The following is a 26,194-nucleotide window of genomic DNA, read 5'->3' as shown; positions in this document are numbered from 1 at the left end:
TCCTACCGCTCCACCAGCGCCATGCGCTGGTTAAACCAATTCATGAAGAGCGACGTCAGCAAGCTGAGCACGAGATAAACCGACATCGTAATCAAAATGACTTCGACCGCTTGGTTCGTTTGGTTGAGAACCGTCCCAGCAAAAACGGACACAAGGTCAGGGTAACCGATCGCAACGGCCAAGGACGAGTTCTTAGTCAGATTGAGATACTGATTAGTCAGCGGAGGTATGATGATGCGCATCGCCTGCGGAAAAACGACAAGCCAAAGAATTTGACCTGGTTTGAGCCCAAGAGCGGCAGCCGCTTCCCGTTGTCCCGTAGGGACGCCCATAATTCCAGCGCGAACGATCTCAGCAATGAAAGCACTCGTATAAAGCGACAGCCCCACCAGCAGCGCGATCAGCTCGGGCAACAAGGCAATGCCACCGGTAAGGTTGAAGCGGCCCTGAACCGGTGGGTCGAACGACAGCGGCATACCCATGAGCAAAAAGGCAAGGAGAGGAATGCCGACGATGACACCGAGGCTAGGCCGTAGGATCGGCATTTGCCGGCCCGTCTGAGTATGTCGCCAGCGTGCCCAAGCCCAATAAGCGATGACACACATCGCCGCTACAAACAAAGAAGCGACAACGACACCGAAGCCCGGCTCCCAATGGACTGCGGGAACATAGAGACCGCGCGAATTGAGGTAGCTCGAAAACGGCAGCGCGAGACTTTCACGCGGTGACGGGAGCGTTTTCAGAACCCCAAAATAGACAGCAAACAACATGAGCAGCGGAGGCAGATTCCGCAGGATCTCGACGTAGGCCGTCGCGAGCTGCGCAATAAGCCAGTTCTGCGAAAGACGTGCTGCGCCGATCATAAAGCCGACGGTCGTCGCGAAAACAATCCCGAGCACCGCAACGAGCAGTGTATTGAGAAGCCCGACCCAAAAGGCCCGGGCGTAGGTCATCGTATTTTCGTAAGGGATTAGGGACTGGGAAATATCGAAGCCGGCAGTACGGTCCAGAAACCCAAAGCCGGACGCAATCCCCTGAGCCTCCAGATTGTTGACCGTGTTAAGAACAGCGCCGTAAACGAGCCATGAGATCAAAGCGACGACGATGACCTGAAAAAGGATGCCCCGCACCTTGGGGTCATAGAAATAGTCAGTGAGTTGCCGTGTTTGCTTCACAGCTCCGTCGCGCCTAGCTAGTTTCGCCACCGTGGCCGCCCCTAACGCCCTTGGTGGGATGCACGCAGATGCCTCCCACCCCTTACACCCAATAAAGCCACCACAATTTCGAGTGGCCCGGCGTTACCGGATCGGCGGTGCATACTGCAATCCGCCGTCCTTCCAGAGTGCGTTCTGACCGCGCGCGATCCCAAGTGGGGATTGCGCACCGACGTTGCGAGCGAAGCTATCGCCGTAGTTTCCAACAAGCTTGATGATTTGAAACGCCCAATCGTTATCGAGTCCGATCGCAGCTCCGAATGTGTCTTCTTTCCCAAGCAGACGCCTGATCGACGGGTTGTCCGAGTTCAGCATTGAATCCACGTTCGATTGGTTCACGCCGAGTTCCTCGGCATTGAGCATCGCATTGAGAGTCCATCGAACGATATTCAACCACTGCGGATCGCCCTGTCGCACAACCGGGCCAAGCGGTTCCTTCGAAATGATCTCCGGCAAAACAACATGGTCATCGGCTTTGCCCAATGTCAGCCGGATCGCATACAGCTGCGAGACATCCGTCGTGAAGGAATCACAGCGCCCTGCGTTGTAGGCTGCGATCGTCTCCGGCAGCTTCTCGAACACGACCAGTTTGTATTCCATCTTGTTGGAGCGGAAATAGTCGGCGAGATTCTTCTCTGTCGTCGTGCCGGCCTGCACGCAGATGCTTGCCCCCGACAATTCCTTGGCGGATACGACACCAAGCGACCGTTTCACCATGAACCCTTGGCCGTCGTAGTAGTTGATGCCGGCAAAGCTCAAGCCAAACGATGTATCCCGGCTCATGGTCCAGGTCGTGTTACGTGAAAGAACGTCGATCTCACCCGATTGAAGCGCCGTAAACCGCTCCTTCGCCGTGAGCGGTACGAATTTGACCTTGTTCGGATCCTTGAAGATCGCGGCCGAGATCGCTCTGCAAAGATCGACGTCGAGTCCCTTCCAATTGCCCTTGTCGTCGGGCGCGCCAAATCCGGCAAGCCCCGTGTTGACACCACAAAAAAGCTGACCGCGAGATTTCACGGTTTCCAGCACCGATGATTGTTGAGCCGCTGCTGGCGTTGCGCAAAAGAGCACGCCTGCCGTCAGCGCCGCTGCCACTCTCACCAATTGCTTCATCCGATCTCTCCTCCCGCGTTCACAACTGAACAATTCAAAATGGCCTGTGATTTAGAGCCCAGACTGTATGGCCTTGGTGCTGAACCTCCGTGGCGAGCTTAAGGCCGGAGTTTACTTAGTGCTCGAGTATCTGGGACAAAAAAGTACGTGTACGGTCCGACTTTGGCGATGCGAAAAACTCCGCTGGCGGCGCAACTTCAACGATCTCTCCAAAGTCCATGAAGATGACCCGGTCGGCGACCGCCTTCGCAAACCCCATTTCATGAGTGACGCAAAGCATCGTCATGCCTTGTTCGGCCAATTCGATCATGACGTCGAGCACCTCCTTGACCATTTCCGGATCGAGTGCAGACGTCGGCTCATCAAAAAGCATGATGCGCGGATTCATGCATAGGGCCCTGGCGATCGCGACCCGCTGCTGCTGTCCCCCCGAAAGCTGACCGGGAAATTTATGCGCCTGTTCCGGGATCTTGACCCGCTCGAGATAGGTCATCGCGACCTCCTCCGCCTTAGCGCGCGGCATCTTGCGTACCCATTGCGGAGCCAAGCACAAGTTATCCAACACACTTAAATGCGGGAACAAGTTGAAGTTCTGAAACACCATCCCGACTTCGGATCGGATCTTGTCGATCTGCCGAAGATCGTCGGTAAGCTGATGACCATCGACAATGATCTGCCCCTCCTCATGGGGCTCAAGTCGATTGATACACCGGATCAACGTCGATTTGCCGGACCCGGAAGGCCCGCAAATGACGATGCGTTCGCCTTCTTCAACCTCCAGGTTGATATCCTTGAGGACGTGAAAGTCACCAAACCATTTATTGACCCCGACCATTGAAACAGCCGGCAGCCCCGCGTCGGCAGTGGATGCATCAAGCCGGCGTGATGGCACTATAAAACTCCCATTTTCAATCGGACCGCCAGGACGCCGAAGAAGCTATCCGCCGTACCCGGCCAGGTTCGCGCTGAACTATGCCGAACCCAGCCCCAAGAGGCAAACAAACACGCAGCAAAATCAACTGCACTCCGTTTGGACAGAGAGCCGGCGACCAAGAAAGACGAGGGCGGGATCAACATCGGGCAGCTCCCGAAGCACCTCAAATCCATTACGCAGATAGAAGGTGCGATTGCGGGATCGATATCCAGTGACGACATGAATTCCCGCGACGCCTGCTGCCTCCGCATCGGCTACAAATAAATCGATCAAACGCCCTCCCAGCCCTGCATTACGATAACTCGCATCCAAATTGATATGCAGGTGAGCTGGATAAGCAGGCGTGAGATCCGCAAACGTCTCAAAAAATGCAATGTCAGAAAATCGGGGAGATAAAGCCGGGTCTTCAAGACAACCCGCAAGGTAGCCAACGGCCTGCCCCGAACTAACGGCCACATAAAACCACTCGGGATAGTGCTCCAGATAGCGGCCAAGCCACCGCTCACGGAAAGCGTCCCGCACAGATGCACTCTCGAAGTGCTGAGTGGCGCTCGCCGCGAAAAAGATAGCATCGATGCCTGCGACAAGGTCCTCCGGTCGCATCACTTCCAACCATCGCTTAAGTTCTATTGTTCCCGTCCCAGACATCCAATCACCAGCCGTGCCCGACGTGCGCCACCGGAAGCAACGCGATTAAGTCTCCTATGGCTTGAGCGAAACGAAAAGTTGCAGAGCCTTCTAACGCTTTGCTCCCACCCACATCACCACCTTGGAGTTCGCTAGCGCAGCATTCGACCACGCACGCGCAATAACCAAACCACAGCTCGAAGCCATGCAAATCCGGCATATCAGCCGTGCAACGGCACCATTAACCTTGCGCCGCAACATTGGCATACCATATACCAATCACAAGAGATGATCGAGCAGCTACCCAGGGGGGTAGCCCAACTGGTCACCAAATTCGCAAAGGAAAAGGCCATGTTGAATTCTGCCACACATCAAAGCCACCTCGCGTTGGGCCGGGTAAAGCACACTGTTCCTCAGCCCCAGAAAAGCTGGGTCTCTGCAGCAATTGAGGGCTTGAAGTCGGGCCGCGCCGCGCAGCATGCTTATTCGCACTTGCGCGCTCGAGGTGTACCGACCCAGGAAGCCGGACGGCTCGTCGTAGATAAGTATTTCGGCCACAAAGCCTAATCGCGACGGCGAGGCCCGACGCTTGGTTTCACTGAAAAAACCGAAAATGTACGGGCTTGTCGGACAGGCCCGTTTTTTTTATCCAACGTAAGATTTCCCGAAAGGGCTCCGCCCTCCAGCTGCTCTACGCATCAGTTCGCGGTCGCGTAGACCAGCTTTTCGCGAAAATCAGCCGGAAGATCAGCTGGAATCGGTATTGCTTCGACTGGACTTGTAGCATCCGTACGATAAACTTGAACGCGCCCGTAGTTAGGGCTGAAAGGCTCTGACGGGTCATCCGGCTCATTGGCCTGACGGCTCAACGGAAGCGCTTGGCTTTCCATGCCGTCTGCTTCCATCCGCACGCGGCGGTGAGCCGTCGGCTTGCCTCCAGCCGTATAACCGGCAAGGCGCGTGGGCCCCTCGCCAGGCCAAGAATCCGACCGCTGAGCAGTATTAGCCGCACACGCCGCCAACGGTATGGTAAGCGCCAGCACCGCACCGCGCAGCATCCGGCGCTTACGACGCAACGGCATAATGCCGGAACACAACAAACACATACAATTACGCCCTTAGATACGCACAGGCCTCCCCAACAAGGAAACGCGGCCCGCGAAACAAACTCGTGACCATCAGGCACACCGCCGCTCTAACCTTCGGCGAACGGCAAGACAGACCTGAATGCTCCCTATGCAATCACGAACGTAGTTAATGCCCGCCTAAAAGCCGTGCGTATCTGACCCAAATTTCCTGAGGCGGAGTGGGCGCGGATGAAGAAGTTAGCGGGAGTGGGCGGTTAGCCGGCTCCACCGAGCAAACCACTGGCGCGAATACCATCGAACATCGCTTGAACGGCAATGCCTGAGAGGAGCAACCCGACGACCCGCATGAGAACACGCTGCGCTGTGACACCCAGCGCCGCTGAGACCTCCGGTGCTAGGAGCAACAGCACGAGCGTGATCGCCATCACCGCCAAAAGTCCCAGGAGAACCCCAATAATTAAGAGAGTGTTTCCCCCGGCATTGGCCGCGAGCAAAATGCCCCCACTCATTGCGCCAGGACCGGCGAGCAACGGCGTCGCCATTGGAAAAACCGCAAGGTCGTGCTTTTCAAGCGCCTCCTCGCCTTCCGGGACGGTGAGCTTAAAGCCAGTCCCCAACGGGCTGAAAATCATATCCAGCGCGATCAAGGCCAGAACGGCTCCGCCGGCTGTTTGAAGCGCGGCTATAGAAACCCCTAAACGGGCTAGCAACGGCTGCCCGAGAAGCGTGAACACAAACAGGATAAGTGTCGCCAGAAATGCCGCGCGAAGGGCCATGATATTACGCTGGGATCTCGGCAAATTCGCCGTGAACGTAGCGAAAAGTACAGCCGCCTCGACCGGCCCGACGGTCGCAAAGAACGTAGCGAAACTGGCGAGCATGATCTCGAACACGAGGAAGCTCCATCGTCTGACAGCTGCTCTGAAGGGATCTCTACACTTAAGTGGGCACAGAGGACAGAACTGCTAGCAATCTGCCGCGAATGCTGCCAAGCTATTGAAATTTAATAATTTTATTATCAAGAGCGACCAAATCGGTCTACCATCTACTCTGTATCTGACAACGAGCCAACAGACACAAAAGGAGTGATGCATGTCCGATACGGATTTCAGCCGCATGCTAACGGGCTATACACTGACGACAGCCGAAATTCTTTATCGCCTACCCGATCATCCCTCGCTTCTGCAAACCTATCTCTGGCAGGATTACGATCTCCATCCCAAGTTTCCAAAACTGAAGAGCTTTCTGGACTTTTGGGAAGCAAACTTGGACGGCAAGTTATACAAAGTATCCGTCAATCACCGCCACCTCGTCAGCCCAGCGGAGTTGAAGCTGGTAGGCAACGAATTCAAGCTTCACTAACCGCGAACATTTTCGGGCTGACGGCACAGCTATGCGTCGATGGCAAAAAACTCGCCACCGCTCCACACACCCAGCGTGCCATCCCTCGCGTCAAAGGCTTCGGCCAACGCGAGCAAATCATAAGTAACGGCGCGCGAAACCAAGGCTTCGAGCCGCCCGCGCACGGTCACGTAGGGCTTGCACCCACCATTTTGCACATCATAGCCGAACCGAAGTGGCCGGTCGGGTCCACAAGCAACAATATCGTCAACGTTTGTCCGGAATAGCAGAGTTTGGTCCGCGCCCGCGCCCCTACATTCCATTTCGACAGCCAGAAATGGCGCGTCCTCTACGACGACATCAACCTTCTCAACCGGAGTCACGAGATAGTGGCGGCCGTCCTCGTCTCGCCGCAAAACGCGGGCAAAAAGCTTGACGAGCGGCATGCGACGAATTGGACTATCCTGATAATACCAAGTTCCGTCGCCACCGATCTTCAGCCCGATATCCCCACAATATGGTGGATTCCAAAGCTCAACCGGAGCCGCGACGTTGGCACCAGATCGCGTCAACAGCTCTGCCAAGCCATTGATCCTATTGCCGCCGCCGTTCTGCTGCATCGAACCTATAAACCTTTTCCTTTGTGCAACATCACAGCCCTTACGTAACATTCACTTGACCCGAACTTTACAGGGCTTGATCGTGTTTAACTTAGTCTGACCGGAATCTTTGCGTTATCCAGATGAGCCACCGGATCCCCGACTGGCACCGATACGAGCAATCTAGGCAGCGTTAAATGACAAATATCATTCAGACCGAAGAAGCGATCGTTCCCAAGCTCGAAGCTGCGGCCGAGCGCATACAAAAAGCTCACCGTGCCGCGGGCAGCGTGATCTTTGGTCAAGAGATGGTCATCGAACGCGCGCTGATCACCATTCTATCAGGCGGTCACGCTCTGCTGATTGGTGTGCCCGGCCTCGCCAAAACGTTGCTGGTCGAGACACTCGGCCGTGTCCTGGGCCTGGACGCCACGCGTGTGCAGTTTACGCCTGACCTCATGCCGTCCGACATTATCGGCTCGGAAGTTCTAGACGAAGTCCCCGGCCAACAACGCTCGTTCCGCTTCATCAAGGGGCCGATCTTCACGCAGTTGCTGATGGCCGACGAAATTAACCGCGCTTCGCCTAAAACGCAGTCTGCATTGCTGCAGGCCATGCAGGAACATCACGTCACCGTAGCAGGTGTCCGCCATGATGTCCCCACCCCCTTCCACGTGCTCGCAACCCAAAACCCGCTGGAGCAGGAAGGCACCTATCCGCTCCCCGAAGCACAGCTCGACCGCTTCTTGCTGCAGATCGACGTCGGCTACCCCGACCTCGCTGCGGAGCGTCGCATGCTCTACGCCACCACCGGTCTCGATGACAGTCCCGTTCAGTCTGTGCTCTCCGCCAACGATCTTCTGTCTATTCAGCGGTTAGTTCGACAGATGCCGGTTCCCGACCGCGTCGTTGAAGCCATTTTACGATTGGTGCGCTCCGCGCGCCCTGGAACGGGGGCCAACGAGGAAACCGACCAGTTCATCGCGTGGGGCCCGGGGCCCCGTGCAAGTCAAGCATTCATGCTCGCAATCCGCGCCAAGGCGCTTATCGATGGTCGGCTCGCCCCCTCCGTCGAGGACGTCGTCGCGCTCGCTGACCCAATCTTGAAGCACCGTATGGCCTTGTCGTTCTCTGCACGCGCTGAGGGCAAGGATATCAGTGGCATTATCGCCCGTCTGGCCGAGGCGGCTGCGGAGTAAGCGGATGATCCGGTTCACGAGGCAGACGGCCGCAACCGCCGGAAGCCCGACATTTACCGCTCTGGAAGCGGCATCTCATGAACTGGCAGATCGGTTGCCCGACCTCATGATCGAAGCCCAGCGCATCGCGCACACGGTGGCCCACGGCATTCATGGCCGTCGCCGTGCCGGCCCGGGGGAGACCTTCTGGCAATTCCGGCAGTACCAGCCCAACGATTCCACGACGCTGATTGACTGGCGGCGCACCGCAAGCGCGACACATGTCTATGTGCGTGAACGCGAGTGGGAAGCGGCACATACCGTCTGGCTTTGGCCCGACCTCTCTCCGTCGATGAACTATTCCAGTGCGCTTGCGCCGATGACCAAGCGAGATCGCGCCGTCATTCTCACACTCGCGATCGCTGAATTGCTAGTACGCGGTGGCGAACGAGCCGGTCTGTTGGGCGTGATGCCGCCAACGGCCAGCCGGCGCGCCAGCCGCCGCATCGCTGAAGCCATCGCCGTCCACGGTCACGAAGCGGCTCTTGCTGGCGGTTTACCGCCCAGCGCGCGCCTCTCGAATTTCTCCGGCCTCATCCTGATCAGCGATTTCCTCGACCCCTTGGACGTTATCGCCGAACGCCTCAAGAAACTCGGTTCGAGCCATGTTACCGGCCACCTTATTCAGGTGCTCGATCCCTCCGAAGAGAGTTTACCTTTCACCGGCCGAATGGAATTCGTGGATCCGGAAGACGGTGAACACTGGATCGCCGACCGTGCCGAGAGCCTGCGGGAGCGTTATCAAGCCAAACTAAATGCTCATCGTGATGGCCTGCGCGAAATTACGCGCAGACTTGGCTGGTCGATGATGGTGCACCACACCGACCGTCCGGCTTCCGAACCACTGCTCAATCTCATCATGCAACTGCAGCAGGGAGCGGCAAGCTACCGCTGGCAAACAGCCGGTGTTGGAGGCGCCCCATGACGCTCGGCGCTCTGGCCTTCCTCAATCCATGGCTGTTGCTTGCCCTCGGTACATTGCCCATCATCTATTGGCTGCTGCGCACCGTTCCTCCGCGCCCGCAGCAACTCACATTTCCCCCGACGCGTATTCTCGTCGGGCTTGAAAACCGTGAAAAGACACCCGCGAAGAGCCCCTGGTGGCTGCTGCTGATCCGTTTATTGGCAGCCGCTCTTGTCATCCTTGCGTTGGCTGAACCCATCCTAAATCCGGAACGCAACGCACCACTCGCTGGCGAAGGACCTGTCGCAATCGTCGTTGACAATGGTTGGGCCTCAGCACCGGATTGGACCGCGCGACAAGCAATGGTCGACCGGATGATCTCCACGGCAGAGTCGCAATCGCGTCCTGTGGTGATCGTTCCAACCGCGTTTCCAGCGCAGACCTTCGAGGCCAAGATCGAAGCGCCGGCGCAAGCGCGTGCGACGGCACGGGCGATGATGCCCCAACCCTTCGCACCAACGCGCAACGCCGCGGCAGAAGCGCTGTCTAAAACTCTGACGGCTGCCGACGCCAAGGGCGTCAGCGTCATATGGCTCAGCGATGGCGTGGATCATAAGGGCGAGACAACAACCTTCGCCGAGATGATGAACGGCTTGGCAACAAGCGGAACGTTCACGGTCGTCGATGACCCGACCGGGTCCGCGCCGCGCGCGCTCGTAGGCAACGTCGGCACCGGTGGCAAACTCGAGGCTCGGGTTCTTCGTACTGGAACCAACGGGCCTGCGAACGGAATTCTTCATGCCTATTCGACACGCGGTGCCCAACTCGGCTCCGCTCAATTTACCTTCAACAGCGGCGCTTCCGAAACGAAGGCGACCTTCGAGCTTCCCTTAGAACTGCGCAATCAGATCACGCGCATAGCAATTGCCGACTCGCGATCAGCCGGTGCCGTTAGCCTCTTGGATGCGCGATCCCAATGGCAACGCGTCGGCCTCATCTCAAGCGAAACGAGCGAGCAAGCACAGCCGCTTCTGGCGCCGTTCTATTACATCGAGAAGGCGTTGGCCCCGACCGCCGAGATCGTGAAACCTCGCGACGCCAACCTAGCAGCTGGCATCGATCAGGCCCTCGCGCAAAACGTCAGCATCTTGATCTTCGCCGACATCGGTACGTTGACACCGGAGGCGGAAGATCAAGTGAGGACATGGATCGAAAAAGGGGGCGTCCTCGTGCGCTTCGCTGGCCCGCGCCTTGAAAAGGGCGGCGACGATTTGCTTCCGGTTCCCTTGCGCATTGGTGGTCGCACACTCGGAGGCGCGCTCTCGTGGTCCACACCGCAGAAGCTGGCCCCCTTCGACGAGAACAGTCTCTTCGCGGGCCTGACCATCCCTAATGACGTTGTCGTAAATCGCCAGGTTTTGGCCGACCCCGCGCGCCTGACACCTGAGACGCAAGTCTGGGCTCGCCTCGCAGACGGCACACCGTTGGTCACCGCAGACCGGCGCGGCGATGGCATGATCGTACTGTTCCACGTCACCGGAAACTCGGACTGGTCGAACCTGCCGATATCAGGTCTATTCGTTGAACTCTTAAAGCGCGTATCGACGTTGGGCCGACTTGGCGGCAGCTCGGAAACAACGGACGCCCAAACGTCTGCCAACGGGGAAGAGGTCGCATCCGACACGAGCACGTTGGCGCCTCTACAAACACTCGATGGTTTTGGCGTTCTCACACCACCGCCTCCCGCATCGCGCGGCGTGGAAGTTGCAAAGTTCGCCGACACCACCGCGAGTTTGGAACACCCACCCGGCTATTACGGCTCGCGCGGCAGTCCCCGTGCCATCAACATCATTCGCAGCAACGACACGCTTGCACCAATTACGTCTCTGCCCACAGGGGCCGCACACCGCAGCTACGAGAATGCAGAGGCGGAACCCATGAAACCCTGGCTCCTTGCTGCGGCTTTCGCTCTGATACTCGCCGACATGATCGCAGTGCTTCTCCTGCAATCAGGGGGACGCCTGTTCGGACGCTCCGGTCCCGCCGTCGCGAGATCCGTTGTGGCGATGGCTGTAATCGCAACGAGCCTTGCCGCGACGTTCCATGCCGCTCCTGCATTTGCTCAAGCAGGAGTGCAAGCGCCTCGGCAAAATTCCGCGACCGACGATGCCAAAGCGATGGCTGCCACGAGCAAGGTGACGTTAGGTTATGTCGTCACCGGCGATGCCCAAACTGACGATACGAGCCGCATTGGTCTTGCTGGTCTCTGCCGGGTTCTCGCCTTGCGCACCGCTGTGACTCCAGGCGATCCCATGCCGGTCGATGTCGTGAAGGACGAACTCGCTTTCTATCCTGTCCTCTACTGGCCCGTTTTGGATTCAACCCCCACCCTCCCGGAAGAAACGCTTGCCAAGATCGACGCATACATGAAGCAAGGCGGGATGATCGTCTTCGACACGCGCGACCAAGGCCGCGGAATGCCCGCCGGACTGGGATTTCCCGGCAGCGAATCCTCAGCTCTCCAGAGAATATTGGGCAAGCTTGATATCCCGCGCCTCGAACCGGTGCCGCAGAACCACGTCCTTACCAAGTCGTTCTATCTGCTGCGCTCCTTCCCCGGGCGTTGGGATAGCGGGCAGCTTTGGGTTGAAGCCGGTGGCGTCGCGTCTGCCGAAAGCAATCGTGAGGCACGCCGCGCTGATGGCGTTTCAACGATCCTCATAACGTCCAACGATTTTGCTGCCGCCTGGGCTCTCGATGCGAACGGACGCCCGCTGTACCCCACCGTTCCCGGTGGCGAAGGTCAGCGCGAGATGGCCTTCCGGACCGGCATCAATATCGTCATGCACGCGCTGACAGGCAACTACAAAGCCGATCAGGTGCACGTGCCCGCGCTGCTTGAGCGTCTCGGTCAGTAAGGAAGCTAATGAACTGGTCAGTAGATTTCGCTCCCTTCCTTCCACCGGAGTTCTTCTGGATCGGTGGCGCTCTTGCGCTTGCACTCATCGCCTTGATGTTTATCCGCAAGACGCGCGGCGCACCCCTTCGCGCGCTCGCCGTCCTCGCCATACTTGCCGCACTTGCAAATCCGACGTTACGCGAAGAGCAACGCGACAGCCTCGCGAACGTTGCAATTGTGGTCATGGACGAGAGCACTAGCCAGGCGCTCGAAACACGGCCCGAACAGACCCGCGCCATCCGCCAGGACCTCGAAACCAAACTCGGCAAACTGCCGAACCTCGATGTCAAATGGATCACCGTGAAGTCGCGCTCCGATGGAAAATCGGATGGGACGCGATTATTCCAGGAACTGAATGCGGCACTCGCTGACACACCTCCGGATCGCATCGCCGGCGTGATCATGGTCACTGACGGTCAGGTGCACGACGTTCCTGAGAACGCAGCAGCACTCGGCTTCGAAGCGCCAGTACACGCATTACTCACTGGCCGCCCTGATGAATTCGATCGCCGCATAGAGATCATAACCGCACCACGCTACGGCATCGTCGGCCAGTCTCGGCCGATTGAATTGCGTGTGGTCCAAGCCGGCAAAACTGACGATAAGGACAAGACCGTCACGCTCAAAGTACGTCGCGAAGGCCAACCCGACGAGACACGCCGCACGGTGATTGGCCGCACGGAAACCTTCGACCTCGCCTTCCCGCATGCCGGTACGAACATTCTCGAAGTCGAACTCGAACCGGCACCAGGAGAATTGACTCAGGCAAACAATCGCGCAGTCGTCGCCGCCGAGGGCGTGCGCGAAAATCTACGCGTATTGCTCGTCTCCGGCGAACCACATGCCGGCGAACGGACATGGCGCAACTTGCTCAAGTCGGATGCCGCCGTCGATCTCGTCCACTTCACCATTCTGCGTCCGCCTGAGAAGCAGGACGGCACGCCGATCAACCAATTGTCATTGATCGCCTTCCCGACGCGCGAACTATTCTCGGAAAAGATCAACGACTTCGATCTGATAATCTTTGACCGCTACCAACATCGCGGCATTCTGCAGCTCGGCTACTACGACAACATCGCCCGTTACGTCACCGAACATGGCGGCGCCGTTTTGATCGCGGCAGGCGACGATTACGCAGGCAACGTTAGCCTCTACAGGACGCCGCTCTCACCGATCATCCCGGCGCGGCCAACGGGCCGCGTTGTCGAGGAACCCTTCAAGGCCAGCACCACTGACGATGGCATCAAGCATCCCGTGACCCGAGACCTGCCGGGCCTGAAGGGTAAAGATGGCCAGCCGTCGTGGGGCCGCTGGCTGCGCCAGGTCGAGGTTCAACCCACCAGCGGCAATGTGATCATGAAGGGCGCTGGTAACGAACCGCTTCTGATCCTAGACCGCAAGGGCGAGGGACGCGTGGCCTTGCTAGCCTCCGATCAAGCATGGCTTTGGGCCAGAGGTTACGAGGGCGGCGGACCACATACGGACCTACTCCGCCGTCTGTCGCATTGGCTGATGAAGGAGCCTGACCTTGAAGACGAGCGTCTGATCGCCACTGCAACCGGCCTCAACCTGTCGCTGGAGCGCCGCTCCATGGGCGAGAATATTGCTCCGGTTGAATTGAAAACGCCGGGCGGAGAAACCCGCGAGGTGACGCTCGAACCCGCCGGTCCGGGAGTCTGGCGCACAACGCTCGAAGTGAAGATGCCCGGTCTTTACAAGGCCGAAACGGAAGCCGCACCACCTGCCGGCAAGCTTACCGCCGTCGCCCATGCGGGTGCGGAAGACGTTCGCGAAATGAGCGAGGTCACCGCGACCGACAAAAAGCTGGCCCCGATCATTGAGGCCACAGGGGGCGGCGCGTTTTGGACCAAGTCGTCCGGCCTTTTGGCCTCAGCCGAACCTGACGCCGTCAACCTGCCCCGTATCTCCATGATGAGCAACGCACGCGTGCTGGCAGGCTCCAGCTGGTTGGGGCTCAAGGATCGCGAAGCCTACGTCACGCATGGCGTGAAACTCACGCCGATGTTCACCGGCCTGATCGCATTGGCTGCACTTCTGGCCCTACTTTCCCTCGCCTGGTGGCGCGAAGGCCGTTAGCCGCTTTTTTCGAGCACTATTGTCATCCCGGCATTTATTGCCGGGATCCAACCTACGTCAGAGTGTCTGCGGAAGACGTGGGGCAAAACGCGATAGTTGGCACTTGCTGAACCTTGGATCCCGCGAACAAGTCGCGGGATGACGAATCCAGAAACCAAAGCCGGTTCCAGCAAATTACTCCGGCATGAACGGAATGTCCGTCGCCTCTGGTGTGCACCCGAGCTGCGTGAGCAAACAATGTACCTGCCCGCGATGATGCGTTTGGTGATTGAACAAATGCACGACGCAGACCCAACGCGGCTTCGTTAACTCACGCCCTGTCGATCCCGAATACCACGTCAGGTCGCCCGAAAGCATCTCTGGCGTCATCGCCTTCGTCCAATCACTAATAATCTGATCGAAAGCCACGCGCTCACAGCAAAGCCCATCCCAATCTTCGAACTGAGCAAGGGAGTCCGGGATCGAAGCAGCCGTCGGCTTCGGCGTCCCCGCCAAACGGCTCATCCAAATCTGATCCCCCCAAAGCAGATGATTGAGGGTGGCGTGTATTGAACCAAAGAATGCGCCTCGCTTCGCCTTTCGCTCATCATCCGAAAGCGCACTGGCCGCATCATACAGGCTCTTGTTTTGCCAACAGTTGTAGCGCGCAAACAAGCGGGCGTATTCGGGCGTGATCATCCATCGTTCCCTTATCTTCTGTTCGCTTTCATCCGATTGCCCTTTGCAAAACAGGGCAATGTCTATAACAATTTGGCTTATTCCGAGGGGCGCCGGGCAACTGGCTGAGATCGCGCTAAAGGCTTATTGCTTCATAGCAGCCGTGCGAGCACCCTTTGAACCTGATCCGGGTCATGCCGGCGAAGGGACGGACACGACTGTACCTCCTTTTTCGCCTGACTCGCATTTGTCATCACCGCGCCGCCAGCCCGTTTGGCGACGGCGCCAGCGCGGATTTCACCGGCTCGACAGCGGGCGTGAAGCCGCAAGGCGAATGGAGAGCTAGTATGAATAAAATCACGCGCACTGCCGATCTAATGGTCCCGAAGGTGACGACCGGACCCATCGCAGGCTCGCGCAAGGTCTATTCCTCACCGGAAGGCCATTCTGACGTCCGCGTCCCACTCCGCGAAATCGCTTTGACCGATCCCGCCGAGCCAACCTTCCGCGTTTACGACACCTCCGGCCCTTACACTGAATCCGACGCGGCAATCGACGTGGAGCAGGGCTTGCCCCGCATTCGGACCTCCTGGATTGAGGAGCGCGGTGGCGTTGAGTCTTATGAAGGCCGCGAAATCAAGCCGGAAGACAACGGCAATGTCGCCGGTGCCGCGTTGGCGCGCGACTTCCCCAACAAGCAAAAACCTCTTCGCGGGGCGAACGGAGCTCCCGTTACGCAATTGGAGTTCGCACGCGCAGGCATCATCACGAAAGAGATGATCTACGTCGCCCACCGCGAAAACCTGGGCCGTGAGAAGGCCCTGGAACGTGCCGCCAGTGCGCTTGCCAACGGTGAAAGCTTTGGTGCCGCAATCCCCGAATTCATCACGCCCGAGTTCGTACGGGACGAAGTTGCGCGCGGCCGCGCCATCATCCCCGCCAACATCAATCACCCCGAACTCGAGCCGATGGCAATCGGCCGTAACTTCCTCGTCAAGGTGAACGCCAACATCGGCAACTCCGCCGTCACCTCCTCCGTCGAGGAAGAGGTCGAGAAAATGGTGTGGTCGATCCGTTGGGGTGGCGACACGGTCATGGACCTGTCCACAGGACGCAACATCCACAACACGCGCGAATGGATTCTCCGCAACTCGCCCGTCCCGATCGGCACAGTGCCGATCTATCAGGCTCTCGAAAAATGCGGCGGCGACCCCATCAAGCTCACCTGGGAACTTTACCGCGACACGCTGATCGAGCAGTGCGAACAAGGCGTCGATTACTTCACGATCCACGCGGGCGTCCGCCTTGCCTACATCCATCTGACCGCCGAGCGCGTCACCGGCATCGTCTCGCGTGGCGGCTCGATCATGGCCAAGTGGTGCCTTGCCCATCACAAGGAAAGCTTCCTGTACGAGCACTTCGACGAGATTTGCGACATCATGCGCGCCTACGACGTCTCGTTCTCGCTTGGAGACGGCCTCCGCCCCGGCTCGATCGCCGACGCCAACGACCGTGCACAGTTCGCCGAACTCGAAACCCTGGGTGAACTGACCAAGATTGCCTGGGACAAGGGCTGTCAGGTCATGATCGAAGGCCCTGGGCACGTGCCCATGAACAAGATCAAGATCAACATGGACAAGCAGCTCGCCGAATGTGGCGAGGCGCCGTTCTACACCCTCGGCCCACTAACGACCGACATAGCACCCGGCTACGACCACATCACATCCGGCATCGGCGCCGCCATGATCGGTTGGTTCGGCACAGCAATGCTGTGCTACGTCACGCCAAAGGAGCATTTGGGTCTCCCGAACCGTGATGACGTCAAGACCGGCGTGGTGACATATCGGATCGCGGCACATGCCGCCGACCTCGCCAAGGGACATCCAGCGGCTCAGCTCCGGGACGATGCACTTTCCCGGGCCCGTTTCGATTTCCGTTGGCAGGATCAGTTCAACCTCGGCCTCGATCCCGATACGGCACGGGCATTCCATGACGAAACGCTGCCCAAGGAAGCCCACAAGGTCGCGCACTTCTGCTCAATGTGCGGACCAAAATTCTGCTCGATGAAAATCACGCAGGACGTCCGCGACTACGCCGCAACCTTGAACAGCAAGGAAGCGGGCATGACAGAAATGAGCGAAAAGTTCCGGGAAATGGGCGGCAACGTCTACGTCGATGCGGAACAGGCTGACGCCGAAGCGATCAAACAGAGCAATCGATCGCTAGGTTAAGGCACACGCCCATAGCCGGCACGGCATTCCACACCCAACGAATGCCGTGCTCGGCAGATACAAAAAAGTATGTAAGATTAACATCAGGGCGGCACCTTTTTCGGTCCCACCACTCAAAAAGAATACGAAAAATCAATTTTAAACGGCTAAGTACGGCAGGCGTGTCGTCCCTCCTGCCGTAAACGCCGATCCGGCTATGCAAGTGCATGCCCGGCGGATAAAACGGAGGAAACACATGCGTTTCAAAGTCTTTTCTGCGTGCGCGGCCTTGGCCACCGTCATGGCGACCGGCCCAGCTTTGGCGAACTGCGACGATGGCGAAATCGTCATTAAGTTCAGCCACGTCGTAAAAGCGACAGGCCACCCCAAAGGCGACGCCGCCACGCTCTTCGCTGAACGCGTGAACAAAGAGATGAACGGTAAGGCCTGCATGGAGGTCTTCCCGAATTCTCAGCTGTTCGACGACGACAAGGTGATGGAAGCCCTTCTCTTGGGCGACGTCCAACTCGCAGCACCCTCGCTTTCCAAATTCGAAGCCTACACGAAGAAATACCGCCTCTTCGATCTCCCGTTCCTCTTTGCTGACCTCTCGGCCGTTGATCGCTTCACAAACAGCAAGTCAGGCAAAGACCTTCTCAACGTCGTAGCGGATAAAGGCTTTATCGGCTTGGGATATTGGAGTTCTGGGCTGAAGCAGTTTTCTGCCAGCAAACCGCTCATCGAACCCACCGATGCAAAGGGTTTGAAGTTCCGCGTGCAAACATCGGACGTGGCCGTCGCCATGATCGAAGCGCTTGGAGCCAACGCGCAAAAGCTGGCATTCAAAGAAGTCTACGGCGCGCTGCAGACCGGCGTCGTTGACGGCCAGGAAAACACTTGGTCGAACATCTACACGCAAAAGTTCTTTGAGGTTCAGGACGGCATCACCGAAACGAACCATCAACTGCTCGCGTACTTGCTCGTCACGTCAAAGGAATGGCTGGACGGACTTGATCCGGATGTTCGCGAACAGTTCCTGAAAATTGCTCAGGAAGTGACGCAAACGGCCAACGACAACGTCGTCAAACAAGAAGCCAAGAACCGCCAAAACATTCTTGATGCAGGCAGCAAGATCCGTACGCTAAGCCCAGAACAACGCAAAGCCTGGGTCGATACGATGAAACCGGTCTGGTCCAAATTCGAAAATGACATCGGCAAAGATGTGATTGATGCCGCTGTGGCGGCCAACAACAGCTAACGCGACAACAAGTGAGAGGCGCCCCAACGGGGCGCTTTTTCGCTATGCCAACAGGCCACCAATTCGGCCTTGAGGGGGAGAAACGCATGCAGACGCTGTCGCGATTTATCACGCGGCTCGAGGAAAACATTCTCGCTCTGCTCTTGGCGTCCATTACGCTGATTTCCTTTACCCAGGTCATCATGCGTTATGTCTTCAATTCGGGTTGGAACGGAGCTCTGGAACTCACCCGCATCCTGTTCGCCTGGATGATTTTGTTCGGGATGAGCTATGGCATCAAAGCCGGAACACACCTTGGCATTGATGCCGTCGTCCGCCTGTTTCCCAAACCCATTTACCGCATCACGGCCTTGTTCGCCGCGCTGGCTTGCATCCTGTACGCGGTCATTTTGTTCAGTGCGGACTGGATGCAGGTGCTCGGCGCGAACACGCGCGGCGGCGCCATGGATTACTGGACGAAGATGTACAAGATCGGGATCGGCCTGGATGATCTGCGCTATCCGGAATGGGTGCAGCAAACCTTTGGCCTTCAGGATCGCGTTCACCGTTGGGTTTCCTACCTGATCTTACCCGTCGGCCTGGCATTGCTCGCCTTTCGTTCCCTCCAAGCCTTCATCGACATCGCGCGTGGCAAACGTGAAACGATTATTGCCAGCCACGAAGCGGAAGATCTCGTGGCATCGACCAAACAATCCATTCGCGAATAAAAGCGCATCGGGGTGAGGCAATGGAAGCAGGGATCTTATTTGCACTCGTTCTCGGTATGCTGTTGTTCGGTGTGCCGATCGCCGTTGCCCTCGGTCTTTCCAGCGTTCTGATCATCGCATTTTTCTCTCGCGACTCGATGTCGTCCGTCGCATTGCAACTGTTCACCAGCTCACAGAACTATACGCTGCTTGCAATTCCCTTCTTCATTCTCGCGTCTACCTTCATGTCCACGGGCGGTGTGGCGCGCCGCATCATCCGTTTCGCGATAGCTGCGGTCGGGCATATACGCGGTGGCCTCGCCATCGCGAGCGTATTTGCCTGTATGATGTTTGCGGCTCTATCGGGATCGTCGCCGGCAACTGTCGTCGCAATCGGCACCATCGCCATCGCCGGCATGCGTCAGGTCGGATACACGAAGGAGTTCGCCGCAGGCGTTATCTGCAATGCCGGCACGCTCGGCATCCTCATTCCGCCTTCAATCGTTATGGTGGTCTACGCGGCCGCAACTGACGTGTCGGTCGGTCGAATGTTTCTGGCTGGCGTCCTCCCTGGCATTCTCGCTGGACTGATGCTGATGATCGCCATCTACATTATGGCGCGCGTCAAAAACTTTCCCGCGGAAGAATGGAAGGGATTTCACGAACTCATCTCAGCAGGCAAGGACGCCGCCTGGGGCCTGTTCCTCATCGTTATAATAATCGGAGGCATTTACGGAGGTGCTTTCACACCGACAGAAGCCGCAGCCGTCGCAGCAGTCTACGCTGGCTTCGTCGCTCTCTTCATTTACCGGGATATCGGGCCACTCAAAAACGTCCCTTGGCTTCTGGAAGGAACCGACCATCGCACGCGTGTCGGCTTCTTTGCCTCTGTCTACGCAGGATCTTTTTTTCTCGTTTTCCTAATCTTGTCGTTCTTTTTCCTGCCCGGCGCCGGGCTCGATAATCGAGCGCTCATTGGGGGTATCGGTGCAATAATTATACTCTTCGCTTACCCTATGCTGCGCGATCCGGAAAGCAGCATAAGCGGCATCCCGCTCACGCTACTAAAAGGCCTCCCACCCTGGGGGCGCAACACGTGGCTCATCGTGAAAGTCTTCTTCCCGGCGCTCTTTCATGCTGACACGCGCGCATCTATGGTCGACTCATCGAAAACCATCGTCATGCTGATGTTCATCATCGTGAACGCGCTGCTTTTCGCACACGTATTGACCTCGGAGCGTATCCCTCAGGCAATCACGGAATGGATGATAGGAGCCGGCTTCAACTGGTTCACGTTCCTGATTGCGGTGAACCTCTTGCTGCTTGTGGGCGGCCAGTTCATGGAGCCCTCAGGGCTTCTCCTGATCGTTGCCCCAGTCGTCTTTCCCATCGCAATGGAGCTTGGGGTGGACCCGATCCACCTCGGTATCATCATGGTCGTGAACATGGAAATCGGCATGATCACACCACCCATCGGCCTGAACCTGTTCGTTACCTCCGGAATAACCGGAATGAACTTGATTCAGGTCGTCCGAGCCGCTTTGCCGTTCGTTGCAGTCCTCGTGGTGTTCCTGATTATAATCACCTACATACCGATCATCTCAACGTTCCTGCCAACGCTTTTGATGGGGCCGGAGATCATCGTCCGCTAGCTTCCCGTTTCCAGCGCTTCTTGCACTTCCTTCGCCTTGGACCTCTTGAGCTTAGGCTGGAGAACAATGGCAAGGAACGCGATGCCGACAAGAGCGGCAATGATGCCGAGCGTCGTAATCGACGCCCCGGAGCCCATAAAGCGAACGGCGTAGTCGACAATAAGCTGGTACTTGGTCACAGCCAGCGCGGAACCGACGACACCGGCGATGCGTGCAACCGTCTCAATATCCTTGTCGACATCGCGGAAGAAGAAGAACAGCAACAACAGCGCCCAACCGCCGAAGGTCAACATCAACGGCCAAGAGATCGACCGATAGACGGAGTCGAGAGCCGTTCCATAAAGCAAGCCCGACGACTGCAGAAATGCCAAGTTCATGATTGGGAAGAACAACATCGCCACCGCCCCGACCAAAACACCGCGTTCGATCTTAATGATCCAGGGCCCATAGTTTTCGGCAATGCCGCGACGGCGGATCGCCAGCAGCGGGGCAATAAGAAATACCACCAAAAGGAAGAAAATCTTGAACGGCAGCAGCGCCTTGTGAACCTTCACCATCAACGAACGGTTGGCCTCAGGCTCGAACATATTCCGGATAGCCAATCCGAACTGCTTCTGGGCTTGGCAACACGTCGCCGCGTCGACCAACGTCTGAGTTGCAAAGCAATATCGTCGCGACAGTTGCTCAGGGGGCGTCTCGATTAAGGGATCGGGTTCGCAATTGCGCACAAACTGCGACATGCCAGCCCGCGCTTTGCTGCGCGCCACCACATCGCTCAACGCCGTCATCACAGGAACCCGCAAACACGATTGCTGCGCCGAATTGCAGCCCGGCGGATCGCCCGGATCTTCAGCCAGAACTTCTGGTTTTACTTCCCAAATGGAACGAAGTTGCCCACCGCCAAGGCCCCAACCCGCGCCGACGGATATGGCGGCGACGAGGAGCAGGCCTGATGTAAAGCGCAGCTTGCCCCAGGAGACATGCCGCCAATACATGTCTACGAAGACGCACGATGGCACATAGAACGCCACCAGCGCCAACACGCCAAACAGCGGGAAAAAAATAAACAAGTGGCTGTAGAACGTCGCGAGCGAAATCCACGCATCGCTTTTCGCCTGATAGCCAAACTCATAGTAAAGGGCACCGGTCGTGGCGATAAAGGTTGCCCCGAGTATTGTAAAAGCGACTGCAACAAAGATACGCGCGCCTAAAAGCATGGCGGTTTCCCGTGTCCCTGAACTCCCGCAACAGTCATTGTTTGAAGCGGGTTGCTATCCCCGTGACAAGGGCCCGGCAAACATTCCGTGTCCCCCTGAAGCCCCGAAGCCACAACTTTCGACAAATATGCCCAGCCCTAGGGCCAATTGAGGACCACCGAGTTAGTTTTCATAGATCTCGCGACGTGGCGAAGGCCAAACGTATCCACGCGCCCCCGCAAATGCTTCTGGACTGGGGTTTGATTAATGTCTCACGCTACATTTCTGAAGGGCTTTATCTCTACTGCCGTCTTCGGAGCGGCGCTGGCATTGGTCCTGTACCTACTCAATACGCGATGGTTTGGCTTTTACGGGCCCGCTACAACGACTCTGGCAATAATCATTCCGCTGATATGGATACTGACGGCCCGCTACCACAGCCTAGGTCTGCGGCGGTGGCCGCTATGGGTCTTTGCTGCCGCCGTCGCAATCCCTGCCATTGTACAGATAGCATACTGGACTGTTTTCTTTTCAAACAAAGACGCCGCAATCCTCCTCGCAATCGGGCGCACCATGATCCTTGAGAAAACGGAAGCGTTTCTAATCTGGCCCGCATTGGCAATCGCAGCCTTTGGCATTTGGCTGGTGTCGCGTGCCCTCGTACACGACTGATATTTCAAACCCTTAGCTATCCCCGCCGCGCAGACCAGCCAAACAATTTCAGCCATGGAACCGCTAGGGCTCAACACGGGTTGTCGTTACACAGTCTACGCTGTGGGATGGGCAAAGGAGAGATGTTATGTCCGCATTGATCCCGGGTAGCCGCGTGTTGGGAGGCATCGCCGCTTTAGTAATGTTAGGCCTTGCCTCAACTTCCGTCAGCGCGCTCCCTCTCAATCCAGCGGTCTCGTCGACCAAGAGTACAGCTGAGAATGATAGCCTTCTACTGAAGGTCGGCCGGCGTTATTACTATGGCGACGGAGATTACTACGCCTATCGACCGTATCGCTATTATCGGTATCGTCCCTACAGGCGGTATGGGTACGTATACAGCGCCACGCCCTATTACTATGACGACGATTACTACTATCGCCCCTATGTGAGACGACGCTATCGGGGCGGTCTTTATATTCGGGCTCCCTTCGTGGACCTCTACATTCCCTGAGGGTCGAGCTCAGTGACGTATTTCAGACGCGCGAGCCACAAAAGTTCGCGCGTAACCTCCATGTCGCCCCAAAATCAGCACCAAAACCTCAAATTGTAGGCCACGGTCATCATAGCGCCGAAAAGACGTGATGCTGCTCGACAGGGATCACGCTCACAGGCATGCTGCCCGTGATTCGATGGGAAGAGTCCGTGTCGAGGGTTATCCCTCCTGGACTTAGGGTAATATGGAGGTTGAACGTGTTTGGTCGTAGCGCGAATCAAGATCAGAAGCCCCATGAACAGCCGCTACCTTCAACGTCACACGCAACCCCACCTCAACCGCCCAGTCCCCCGGCTTTTCCATTACCTTCTCAACAACAACAGCCTGCTGGAAACCAACAATCACCGACATCCACGTCGATCATTGGTGACGATCTCGCTATCGTCGGCCAGAAGATCACAATTGTTTCCCAGAGCCGCGTGCACATCAACGGCAACATCCAAGGCGACATTAATGGCAAGGAAGTCGTCGTGGGCCGTAGTGGTAAGGTCACCGGGGTCGTGACCGCACATTCTGTCTCAGTGGAGGGTGAAGTCGACGGTGCCATTCGCGGCAGCAGCGTTACACTCACCTCAACGGCGCGGGTCGCGGGCGACATCCATCACCGTACGCTATCGATCGCCGAAGGCGCACATTTCGATGGCCGAGTGCGCCGTCCAAAAGACGACGCGGAACTCAGCCCGAACTTGGACGTCGCTTCGCTCACTGCTGCTTCAACCAGCAACTAAAAAACAACGATCGAGCCAACACACATCCAAATCAGCCGCGGCAACTAGAGGCCGCGGCCGCGTAACTGTGGCAAAACCGTCTGGCAAGCCATATCAACGCGTATGTCCTGGCCGATAAGCCGGCAGACCTCTTTCTTCACGTTCGGGTTCTTACGAATAGCGTCTGCCGAAACCCGCATTCCATATTCCGCCGCCACCTCAGCGACCCGCTGATCTTCGCAGTACGGCGTTGAGATCCAATTCCCGCCAACCAGTTGGCTGCCGTTACGGCATTCGATACGCGCGTCAGCTGTCGCGCCGAAGCACGTTATTCCCACCAGGCCCAACGCAAACACCAGCATTGGGGTCCTAATTCGTTTTTGCCATGGTTTCATAACTTTCGCCTCCATCTGACGATGAGCCGACAGAAATTCAGAGCGGAGCTCTGTGCACGTCCAATTGCAAATTCAGCCACTCGGAAAGGTTAAAGTTGCTGCGGCACTGCGGCGTGCAGTCGCGGCTACATCCAAAGTTAAAATTTAAAACGCTGTCTTTTCAAAGATATGCACCCATCAGTTAAATTTAATGGGATTATTTCAGCGTTGACGGCCACATTTCGCGGTGGTCACGTTCGCCCCGTCAGAACAGGTACACATGTTTACAGGTGGGTACGCTCTAATAAGGGCCACGGCAGCAAAGAGTTCTGACGAGTAGCTAAGGGTACATGTGAGGTCATCACTCCGCACCTGCACTGAGGGTACTTTCTAAATTGCTTGATCCTTGGTTTTGGCAACCGGGCCGATCCCCGGTTGGGGGAGATTTTGTGCGCCTGAGCTCTGCCGTGTTTGAGAAAAGGAACGTAACATGCGCAAGCTGATTACAGGGCTGTTCGTCGCTGCTATGTCTTTCGGGGTTGTGGAAGCTCAAGCCTCACAGCAAACCTGGAAATGCGTCGGCGCTTCTTACGTCTGCGGTGGGGCTTCTAAGTCGAAGCTCGGAACGAGCGCCCCCAAGCAGCCGTCCGCAAGCTACAGCACGAAAAAGAAGACCAAAAAGTACAGTGCTAAGAGCTCCGGTAAGAAGACCTATTCCAAGGCAGCCAAGAAATCAGGTTCGTCTAAAACCGCCTATCGCAGCACCGGTCACAAGGCATCCGGCAAGGCGTCCTATTACTGGCAGCCGCAGCGCGTCGCATCCGGTGGCTGGTTTAACCCCAACGCCATGACCGCTGCTCACAAAACGCTGCCCTTCGGTACGCGTGTACGTGTGACCAACCATCACAATGGTCGCTCCGTCGTCGTGAAGATCAATGATCGTGGTCCCTACGTGAAGGGCCGCATCATCGACCTGTCCAAAGCCGCTGCTCACTCGATCGGCATGCAGAACGCAGGCGTTGTACCGGTCAGCATCGAGGTTCTCGGCAAGAGCTGAGCCTAAACAATAAAAAAATCACGAAGACTCTGGGGCGGTGGAACGACGAGTTCCCCGCCTTTTCTTATGAACTTTGCGCCGGACGTAGCATCGTTTCACGCCCACCACATTGACGGCACATAAATCGCTCATCGTGCTGACAATCGAACTCACGATTAAAAATTGCGAGATATTCCGTGCTTGGCGTTTGCCAAGGGCCCGCAAGTAACGGTATTTTCCCGCAAGAAGACAATTCCATTCCGGCTTTTCGCCGGCACCGATCTTGCGCCTCCAGCCCGGCACGTTAATGAGCGATATTCCTCGGCCTTCCCATCGCGACACGGCAATTGCCATACTTCGCACAGCAATGGTCGAGAAAAAGCTGACACAGTCCGAACTCGCTGACGCTGCCGATTGTCATGAAAAAACGGTCCAGAACCTGCTCGCGGGCCGCTCAGTCAGGGACCAGACTCTCTTTGACGTCTGCATGGTGCTGGGCCTTGAGTACGCTGACATAAAAGCCGCTTGGACCGGCTCTGTAGTCTCCGGTCCCATGGAACTTCGTGGTGACGGTGGGCTCGCAGCTCCCGTTTACATGGGCGCTTACACACGGGCAGCGGTCGACCACTACATCGGGTCTTACCTCACTATCCGTCCGGCGTTTTCCAAGCCCGATCTCATTATCGCCTACCGGACACAGATCGTTTGGGACCCAGACTGGCCCAGCCTCTTGTTCGAAGAATTCGATCGGCCGGATGTGAACTTCCAGCATCGGGGAAGGATCTACGTCCCCGCATCCTCGATGTTCATTCATCTCGTGTCATTGACCAAAGGCGCGATGCGTATGGTGATGGTCTCGCAGCTCGATCAAACCGACTATATGCGCGGCATCATCTCCACGCTGAACCGGCAGGGCGCCATGCTCGTGCCCGTTGCGTCACCGATCGTCTATGTGAAAACGGAAACGATAAGCCCTGATCAGCTTGGCGAGATTACATCGGCATCAAAGCACTACGCCAAGTACGCGGAAATTCTGGCCGAGACGGTTCATCAAGGCTACGCCCGTCTCGTCGCCGGCCCCTAAGCGATTGCTGGAA

25 protein-coding genes and 1 riboswitch are annotated in these 26,194 nt (G+C 57.2%); of the genes, 15 read left to right on the top strand and 10 right to left on the bottom strand.

Annotated elements, in window-relative coordinates:
• Positions 1 to 2: 2 nt before the first annotated feature.
• The 4 genes from YBN1229_RS01345 to YBN1229_RS01330 all read right to left on the bottom strand — a co-directional run bounded on the left by YBN1229_RS01345 (position 3) and on the right by YBN1229_RS01330 (position 3,909).
• Positions 3 to 1,205 (bottom strand): amino acid ABC transporter permease, encoded by a 1,203-nt coding sequence (locus tag YBN1229_RS01345; RefSeq protein WP_244464977.1) that lies wholly within the window; start codon positions 1,203 to 1,205, stop codon positions 3 to 5.
• Between the two features lie 93 nt (positions 1,206 to 1,298).
• On the bottom strand, positions 1,299 to 2,327 hold the full coding sequence (locus YBN1229_RS01340) for an amino acid ABC transporter substrate-binding protein (protein ID WP_046475778.1): 1,029 nt from the start codon (positions 2,325 to 2,327) through the stop codon (positions 1,299 to 1,301).
• Positions 2,328 to 2,442: 115 nt separating this feature from the next.
• Positions 2,443 to 3,162, bottom strand: coding sequence for an amino acid ABC transporter ATP-binding protein (locus YBN1229_RS01335; protein WP_046479785.1), 720 nt, complete (start codon positions 3,160 to 3,162; stop codon positions 2,443 to 2,445).
• A gap of 180 nt (positions 3,163 to 3,342) precedes the next feature.
• Entirely contained in the window at positions 3,343 to 3,909 is a 567-nt protein-coding gene (locus YBN1229_RS01330; RefSeq protein WP_046475772.1) for a GNAT family N-acetyltransferase, read from the bottom strand.
• Positions 3,910 to 4,239: 330 nt separating this feature from the next.
• Between YBN1229_RS01330 and YBN1229_RS01325 the strand changes: the two genes are divergently transcribed.
• Positions 4,240 to 4,455 carry a hypothetical protein gene (locus tag YBN1229_RS01325; RefSeq protein ID WP_139165299.1) on the top strand — a complete coding sequence of 72 codons (216 nt, stop codon included), beginning with the start codon at positions 4,240 to 4,242 and terminating at the stop codon, positions 4,453 to 4,455.
• A 131-nt stretch (positions 4,456 to 4,586) separates the two neighbouring features.
• On the opposite strand, the gene YBN1229_RS01320 is transcribed toward YBN1229_RS01325, so the two are convergent.
• Together YBN1229_RS01320 and YBN1229_RS01315 are read right to left on the bottom strand one after the other, a co-directional pair.
• Entirely contained in the window at positions 4,587 to 4,994 is a 408-nt protein-coding gene (locus YBN1229_RS01320) for a hypothetical protein (protein WP_052743597.1), read from the bottom strand.
• Between the two features lie 236 nt (positions 4,995 to 5,230).
• Positions 5,231 to 5,869, bottom strand: coding sequence for a MarC family protein (locus YBN1229_RS01315; RefSeq protein ID WP_046475761.1), 639 nt, complete (start codon positions 5,867 to 5,869; stop codon positions 5,231 to 5,233).
• A 199-nt stretch (positions 5,870 to 6,068) separates the two neighbouring features.
• Here YBN1229_RS01315 and YBN1229_RS01310 point away from each other — a divergent pair, with 199 nt between their 5' ends.
• Positions 6,069 to 6,338: an usg protein gene (locus YBN1229_RS01310; RefSeq protein ID WP_046475758.1), complete on the top strand. Its 270-nt coding sequence runs from the start codon at positions 6,069 to 6,071 to the stop codon at positions 6,336 to 6,338.
• 29 nt (positions 6,339 to 6,367) lie between these two features.
• On the opposite strand, the gene YBN1229_RS01305 is transcribed toward YBN1229_RS01310, so the two are convergent.
• Positions 6,368 to 6,937, bottom strand: a complete 570-nt coding sequence (locus tag YBN1229_RS01305; RefSeq protein ID WP_046475755.1) for a DUF1285 domain-containing protein — start codon at positions 6,935 to 6,937, stop codon at positions 6,368 to 6,370.
• Positions 6,938 to 7,113: 176 nt separating this feature from the next.
• Here YBN1229_RS01305 and YBN1229_RS01300 point away from each other — a divergent pair, with 176 nt between their 5' ends.
• From YBN1229_RS01300 to YBN1229_RS01285, 4 genes are read left to right on the top strand one after another with little or no spacing between them, the layout of a single operon-like run.
• Positions 7,114 to 8,115: an AAA family ATPase gene (locus YBN1229_RS01300; RefSeq protein ID WP_046475751.1), complete on the top strand. Its 1,002-nt coding sequence runs from the start codon at positions 7,114 to 7,116 to the stop codon at positions 8,113 to 8,115.
• 4 nt (positions 8,116 to 8,119) lie between these two features.
• Positions 8,120 to 9,079 carry a DUF58 domain-containing protein gene (locus tag YBN1229_RS01295; RefSeq protein WP_046475748.1) on the top strand — a complete coding sequence of 320 codons (960 nt, stop codon included), beginning with the start codon at positions 8,120 to 8,122 and terminating at the stop codon, positions 9,077 to 9,079.
• Positions 9,076 to 11,976 carry a DUF4159 domain-containing protein gene (locus tag YBN1229_RS01290; protein WP_046475745.1) on the top strand — a complete coding sequence of 967 codons (2,901 nt, stop codon included), beginning with the start codon at positions 9,076 to 9,078 and terminating at the stop codon, positions 11,974 to 11,976. Before YBN1229_RS01295 ends, YBN1229_RS01290 begins: the two co-directional genes overlap by 4 nt.
• Before the next feature lie 8 nt (positions 11,977 to 11,984).
• The gene (locus tag YBN1229_RS01285; RefSeq protein ID WP_046475742.1) at positions 11,985 to 14,114 is read left to right on the top strand and encodes a membrane protein; all 2,130 of its coding nucleotides are present in this window, start codon (positions 11,985 to 11,987) and stop codon (positions 14,112 to 14,114) included.
• A gap of 174 nt (positions 14,115 to 14,288) precedes the next feature.
• Here the strand turns inward: YBN1229_RS01285 and YBN1229_RS01280 are convergent, their stop codons facing one another.
• Positions 14,289 to 14,792 carry a DinB family protein gene (locus tag YBN1229_RS01280; protein ID WP_046475739.1) on the bottom strand — a complete coding sequence of 168 codons (504 nt, stop codon included), beginning with the start codon at positions 14,790 to 14,792 and terminating at the stop codon, positions 14,289 to 14,291.
• A 75-nt stretch (positions 14,793 to 14,867) separates the two neighbouring features.
• A riboswitch (TPP riboswitch) is annotated at positions 14,868 to 14,997 on the top strand.
• Between the two features lie 121 nt (positions 14,998 to 15,118).
• On the opposite strand from YBN1229_RS01280, the gene thiC reads away from it, so the two are divergent.
• The 4 genes from thiC (at position 15,119) to YBN1229_RS01260 (ending at position 20,577) form a co-directional block, all read left to right on the top strand.
• Positions 15,119 to 17,002 carry a phosphomethylpyrimidine synthase ThiC gene (gene thiC / locus YBN1229_RS01275; RefSeq protein ID WP_046479783.1) on the top strand — a complete coding sequence of 628 codons (1,884 nt, stop codon included), beginning with the start codon at positions 15,119 to 15,121 and terminating at the stop codon, positions 17,000 to 17,002.
• A 235-nt stretch (positions 17,003 to 17,237) separates the two neighbouring features.
• Positions 17,238 to 18,239 (top strand): TRAP transporter substrate-binding protein, encoded by a 1,002-nt coding sequence (locus YBN1229_RS01270; RefSeq protein WP_046475736.1) that lies wholly within the window; start codon positions 17,238 to 17,240, stop codon positions 18,237 to 18,239.
• An 86-nt stretch (positions 18,240 to 18,325) separates the two neighbouring features.
• Complete coding sequence (locus tag YBN1229_RS01265) at positions 18,326 to 18,946, top strand: TRAP transporter small permease (RefSeq protein ID WP_046479782.1); 621 nt, start codon at positions 18,326 to 18,328, stop codon at positions 18,944 to 18,946.
• 20 nt (positions 18,947 to 18,966) lie between these two features.
• Positions 18,967 to 20,577: a TRAP transporter large permease gene (locus tag YBN1229_RS01260; RefSeq protein ID WP_046475733.1), complete on the top strand. Its 1,611-nt coding sequence runs from the start codon at positions 18,967 to 18,969 to the stop codon at positions 20,575 to 20,577.
• On the opposite strand, the gene YBN1229_RS01255 is transcribed toward YBN1229_RS01260, so the two are convergent.
• Positions 20,574 to 21,794, bottom strand: a complete 1,221-nt coding sequence (locus YBN1229_RS01255; protein ID WP_046475730.1) for a hypothetical protein — start codon at positions 21,792 to 21,794, stop codon at positions 20,574 to 20,576. The genes YBN1229_RS01260 and YBN1229_RS01255 overlap by 4 nt on opposite strands.
• A 246-nt stretch (positions 21,795 to 22,040) precedes the next feature.
• Here YBN1229_RS01255 and YBN1229_RS01250 point away from each other — a divergent pair, with 246 nt between their 5' ends.
• The 3 genes from YBN1229_RS01250 (at position 22,041) to YBN1229_RS01240 (ending at position 23,708) form a co-directional block, all read left to right on the top strand.
• Positions 22,041 to 22,445, top strand: coding sequence for a hypothetical protein (locus tag YBN1229_RS01250; RefSeq protein ID WP_046475727.1), 405 nt, complete (start codon positions 22,041 to 22,043; stop codon positions 22,443 to 22,445).
• Positions 22,446 to 22,572: 127 nt separating this feature from the next.
• Positions 22,573 to 22,938, top strand: coding sequence for a hypothetical protein (locus tag YBN1229_RS01245; protein ID WP_046475724.1), 366 nt, complete (start codon positions 22,573 to 22,575; stop codon positions 22,936 to 22,938).
• Between the two features lie 239 nt (positions 22,939 to 23,177).
• Complete coding sequence (locus YBN1229_RS01240; RefSeq protein WP_052743596.1) at positions 23,178 to 23,708, top strand: bactofilin family protein; 531 nt, start codon at positions 23,178 to 23,180, stop codon at positions 23,706 to 23,708.
• Between the two features lie 44 nt (positions 23,709 to 23,752).
• On the opposite strand, the gene YBN1229_RS01235 is transcribed toward YBN1229_RS01240, so the two are convergent.
• Positions 23,753 to 24,082, bottom strand: coding sequence for a hypothetical protein (locus YBN1229_RS01235; RefSeq protein WP_244466787.1), 330 nt, complete (start codon positions 24,080 to 24,082; stop codon positions 23,753 to 23,755).
• A 469-nt stretch (positions 24,083 to 24,551) separates the two neighbouring features.
• Here YBN1229_RS01235 and YBN1229_RS01230 point away from each other — a divergent pair, with 469 nt between their 5' ends.
• Positions 24,552 to 25,118: a septal ring lytic transglycosylase RlpA family protein gene (locus YBN1229_RS01230; RefSeq protein ID WP_046475718.1), complete on the top strand. Its 567-nt coding sequence runs from the start codon at positions 24,552 to 24,554 to the stop codon at positions 25,116 to 25,118.
• Between the two features lie 286 nt (positions 25,119 to 25,404).
• Positions 25,405 to 26,181, top strand: coding sequence for a helix-turn-helix domain-containing protein (locus YBN1229_RS01225; RefSeq protein ID WP_046475715.1), 777 nt, complete (start codon positions 25,405 to 25,407; stop codon positions 26,179 to 26,181).
• Positions 26,182 to 26,194: the final 13 nt, after the last annotated feature.

It is taken from the genome of Candidatus Filomicrobium marinum, assembly GCF_000981545.1.
In the GTDB taxonomy this organism is placed as follows: Bacteria; Pseudomonadota; Alphaproteobacteria; order Rhizobiales; family Hyphomicrobiaceae; genus Filomicrobium; species Filomicrobium insigne.
The sequence above is the reverse complement of the archived record's forward strand: the minus strand, read 5'-3'. Positions and strand labels throughout refer to the sequence as shown.

Coding starts and splice junctions, on each gene's coding strand:
- YBN1229_RS01310 (WP_046475758.1), top strand. CDS start 6,069: ATGTCCGATACGGATTTCAGCCGCATGCTAACGGGCTATACACTGACG.
- YBN1229_RS01280 (WP_046475739.1), bottom strand. CDS start 14,792: ATGATCACGCCCGAATACGCCCGCTTGTTTGCGCGCTACAACTGTTGG.
- YBN1229_RS01335 (WP_046479785.1), bottom strand. CDS start 3,162: ATGGTCGGGGTCAATAAATGGTTTGGTGACTTTCACGTCCTCAAGGAT.
- YBN1229_RS01245 (WP_046475724.1), top strand. CDS start 22,573: ATGTCCGCATTGATCCCGGGTAGCCGCGTGTTGGGAGGCATCGCCGCT.
- YBN1229_RS01255 (WP_046475730.1), bottom strand. CDS start 21,794: ATGCTTTTAGGCGCGCGTATCTTTGTTGCAGTCGCTTTTACAATACTC.
- YBN1229_RS01225 (WP_046475715.1), top strand. CDS start 25,405: ATGAGCGATATTCCTCGGCCTTCCCATCGCGACACGGCAATTGCCATA.
- YBN1229_RS01260 (WP_046475733.1), top strand. CDS start 18,967: ATGGAAGCAGGGATCTTATTTGCACTCGTTCTCGGTATGCTGTTGTTC.
- YBN1229_RS01300 (WP_046475751.1), top strand. CDS start 7,114: ATGACAAATATCATTCAGACCGAAGAAGCGATCGTTCCCAAGCTCGAA.
- YBN1229_RS01270 (WP_046475736.1), top strand. CDS start 17,238: ATGCGTTTCAAAGTCTTTTCTGCGTGCGCGGCCTTGGCCACCGTCATG.
- YBN1229_RS01295 (WP_046475748.1), top strand. CDS start 8,120: ATGATCCGGTTCACGAGGCAGACGGCCGCAACCGCCGGAAGCCCGACA.
- YBN1229_RS01250 (WP_046475727.1), top strand. CDS start 22,041: ATGTCTCACGCTACATTTCTGAAGGGCTTTATCTCTACTGCCGTCTTC.
- YBN1229_RS01340 (WP_046475778.1), bottom strand. CDS start 2,327: ATGAAGCAATTGGTGAGAGTGGCAGCGGCGCTGACGGCAGGCGTGCTC.
- YBN1229_RS01330 (WP_046475772.1), bottom strand. CDS start 3,909: ATGTCTGGGACGGGAACAATAGAACTTAAGCGATGGTTGGAAGTGATG.
- YBN1229_RS01325 (WP_139165299.1), top strand. CDS start 4,240: ATGTTGAATTCTGCCACACATCAAAGCCACCTCGCGTTGGGCCGGGTA.
- YBN1229_RS01320 (WP_052743597.1), bottom strand. CDS start 4,994: ATGTGTTTGTTGTGTTCCGGCATTATGCCGTTGCGTCGTAAGCGCCGG.
- YBN1229_RS01305 (WP_046475755.1), bottom strand. CDS start 6,937: ATGCAGCAGAACGGCGGCGGCAATAGGATCAATGGCTTGGCAGAGCTG.
- YBN1229_RS01235 (WP_244466787.1), bottom strand. CDS start 24,082: ATGAAACCATGGCAAAAACGAATTAGGACCCCAATGCTGGTGTTTGCG.
- YBN1229_RS01285 (WP_046475742.1), top strand. CDS start 11,985: ATGAACTGGTCAGTAGATTTCGCTCCCTTCCTTCCACCGGAGTTCTTC.
- thiC (WP_046479783.1), top strand. CDS start 15,119: ATGAATAAAATCACGCGCACTGCCGATCTAATGGTCCCGAAGGTGACG.
- YBN1229_RS01290 (WP_046475745.1), top strand. CDS start 9,076: ATGACGCTCGGCGCTCTGGCCTTCCTCAATCCATGGCTGTTGCTTGCC.
- YBN1229_RS01230 (WP_046475718.1), top strand. CDS start 24,552: ATGCGCAAGCTGATTACAGGGCTGTTCGTCGCTGCTATGTCTTTCGGG.
- YBN1229_RS01265 (WP_046479782.1), top strand. CDS start 18,326: ATGCAGACGCTGTCGCGATTTATCACGCGGCTCGAGGAAAACATTCTC.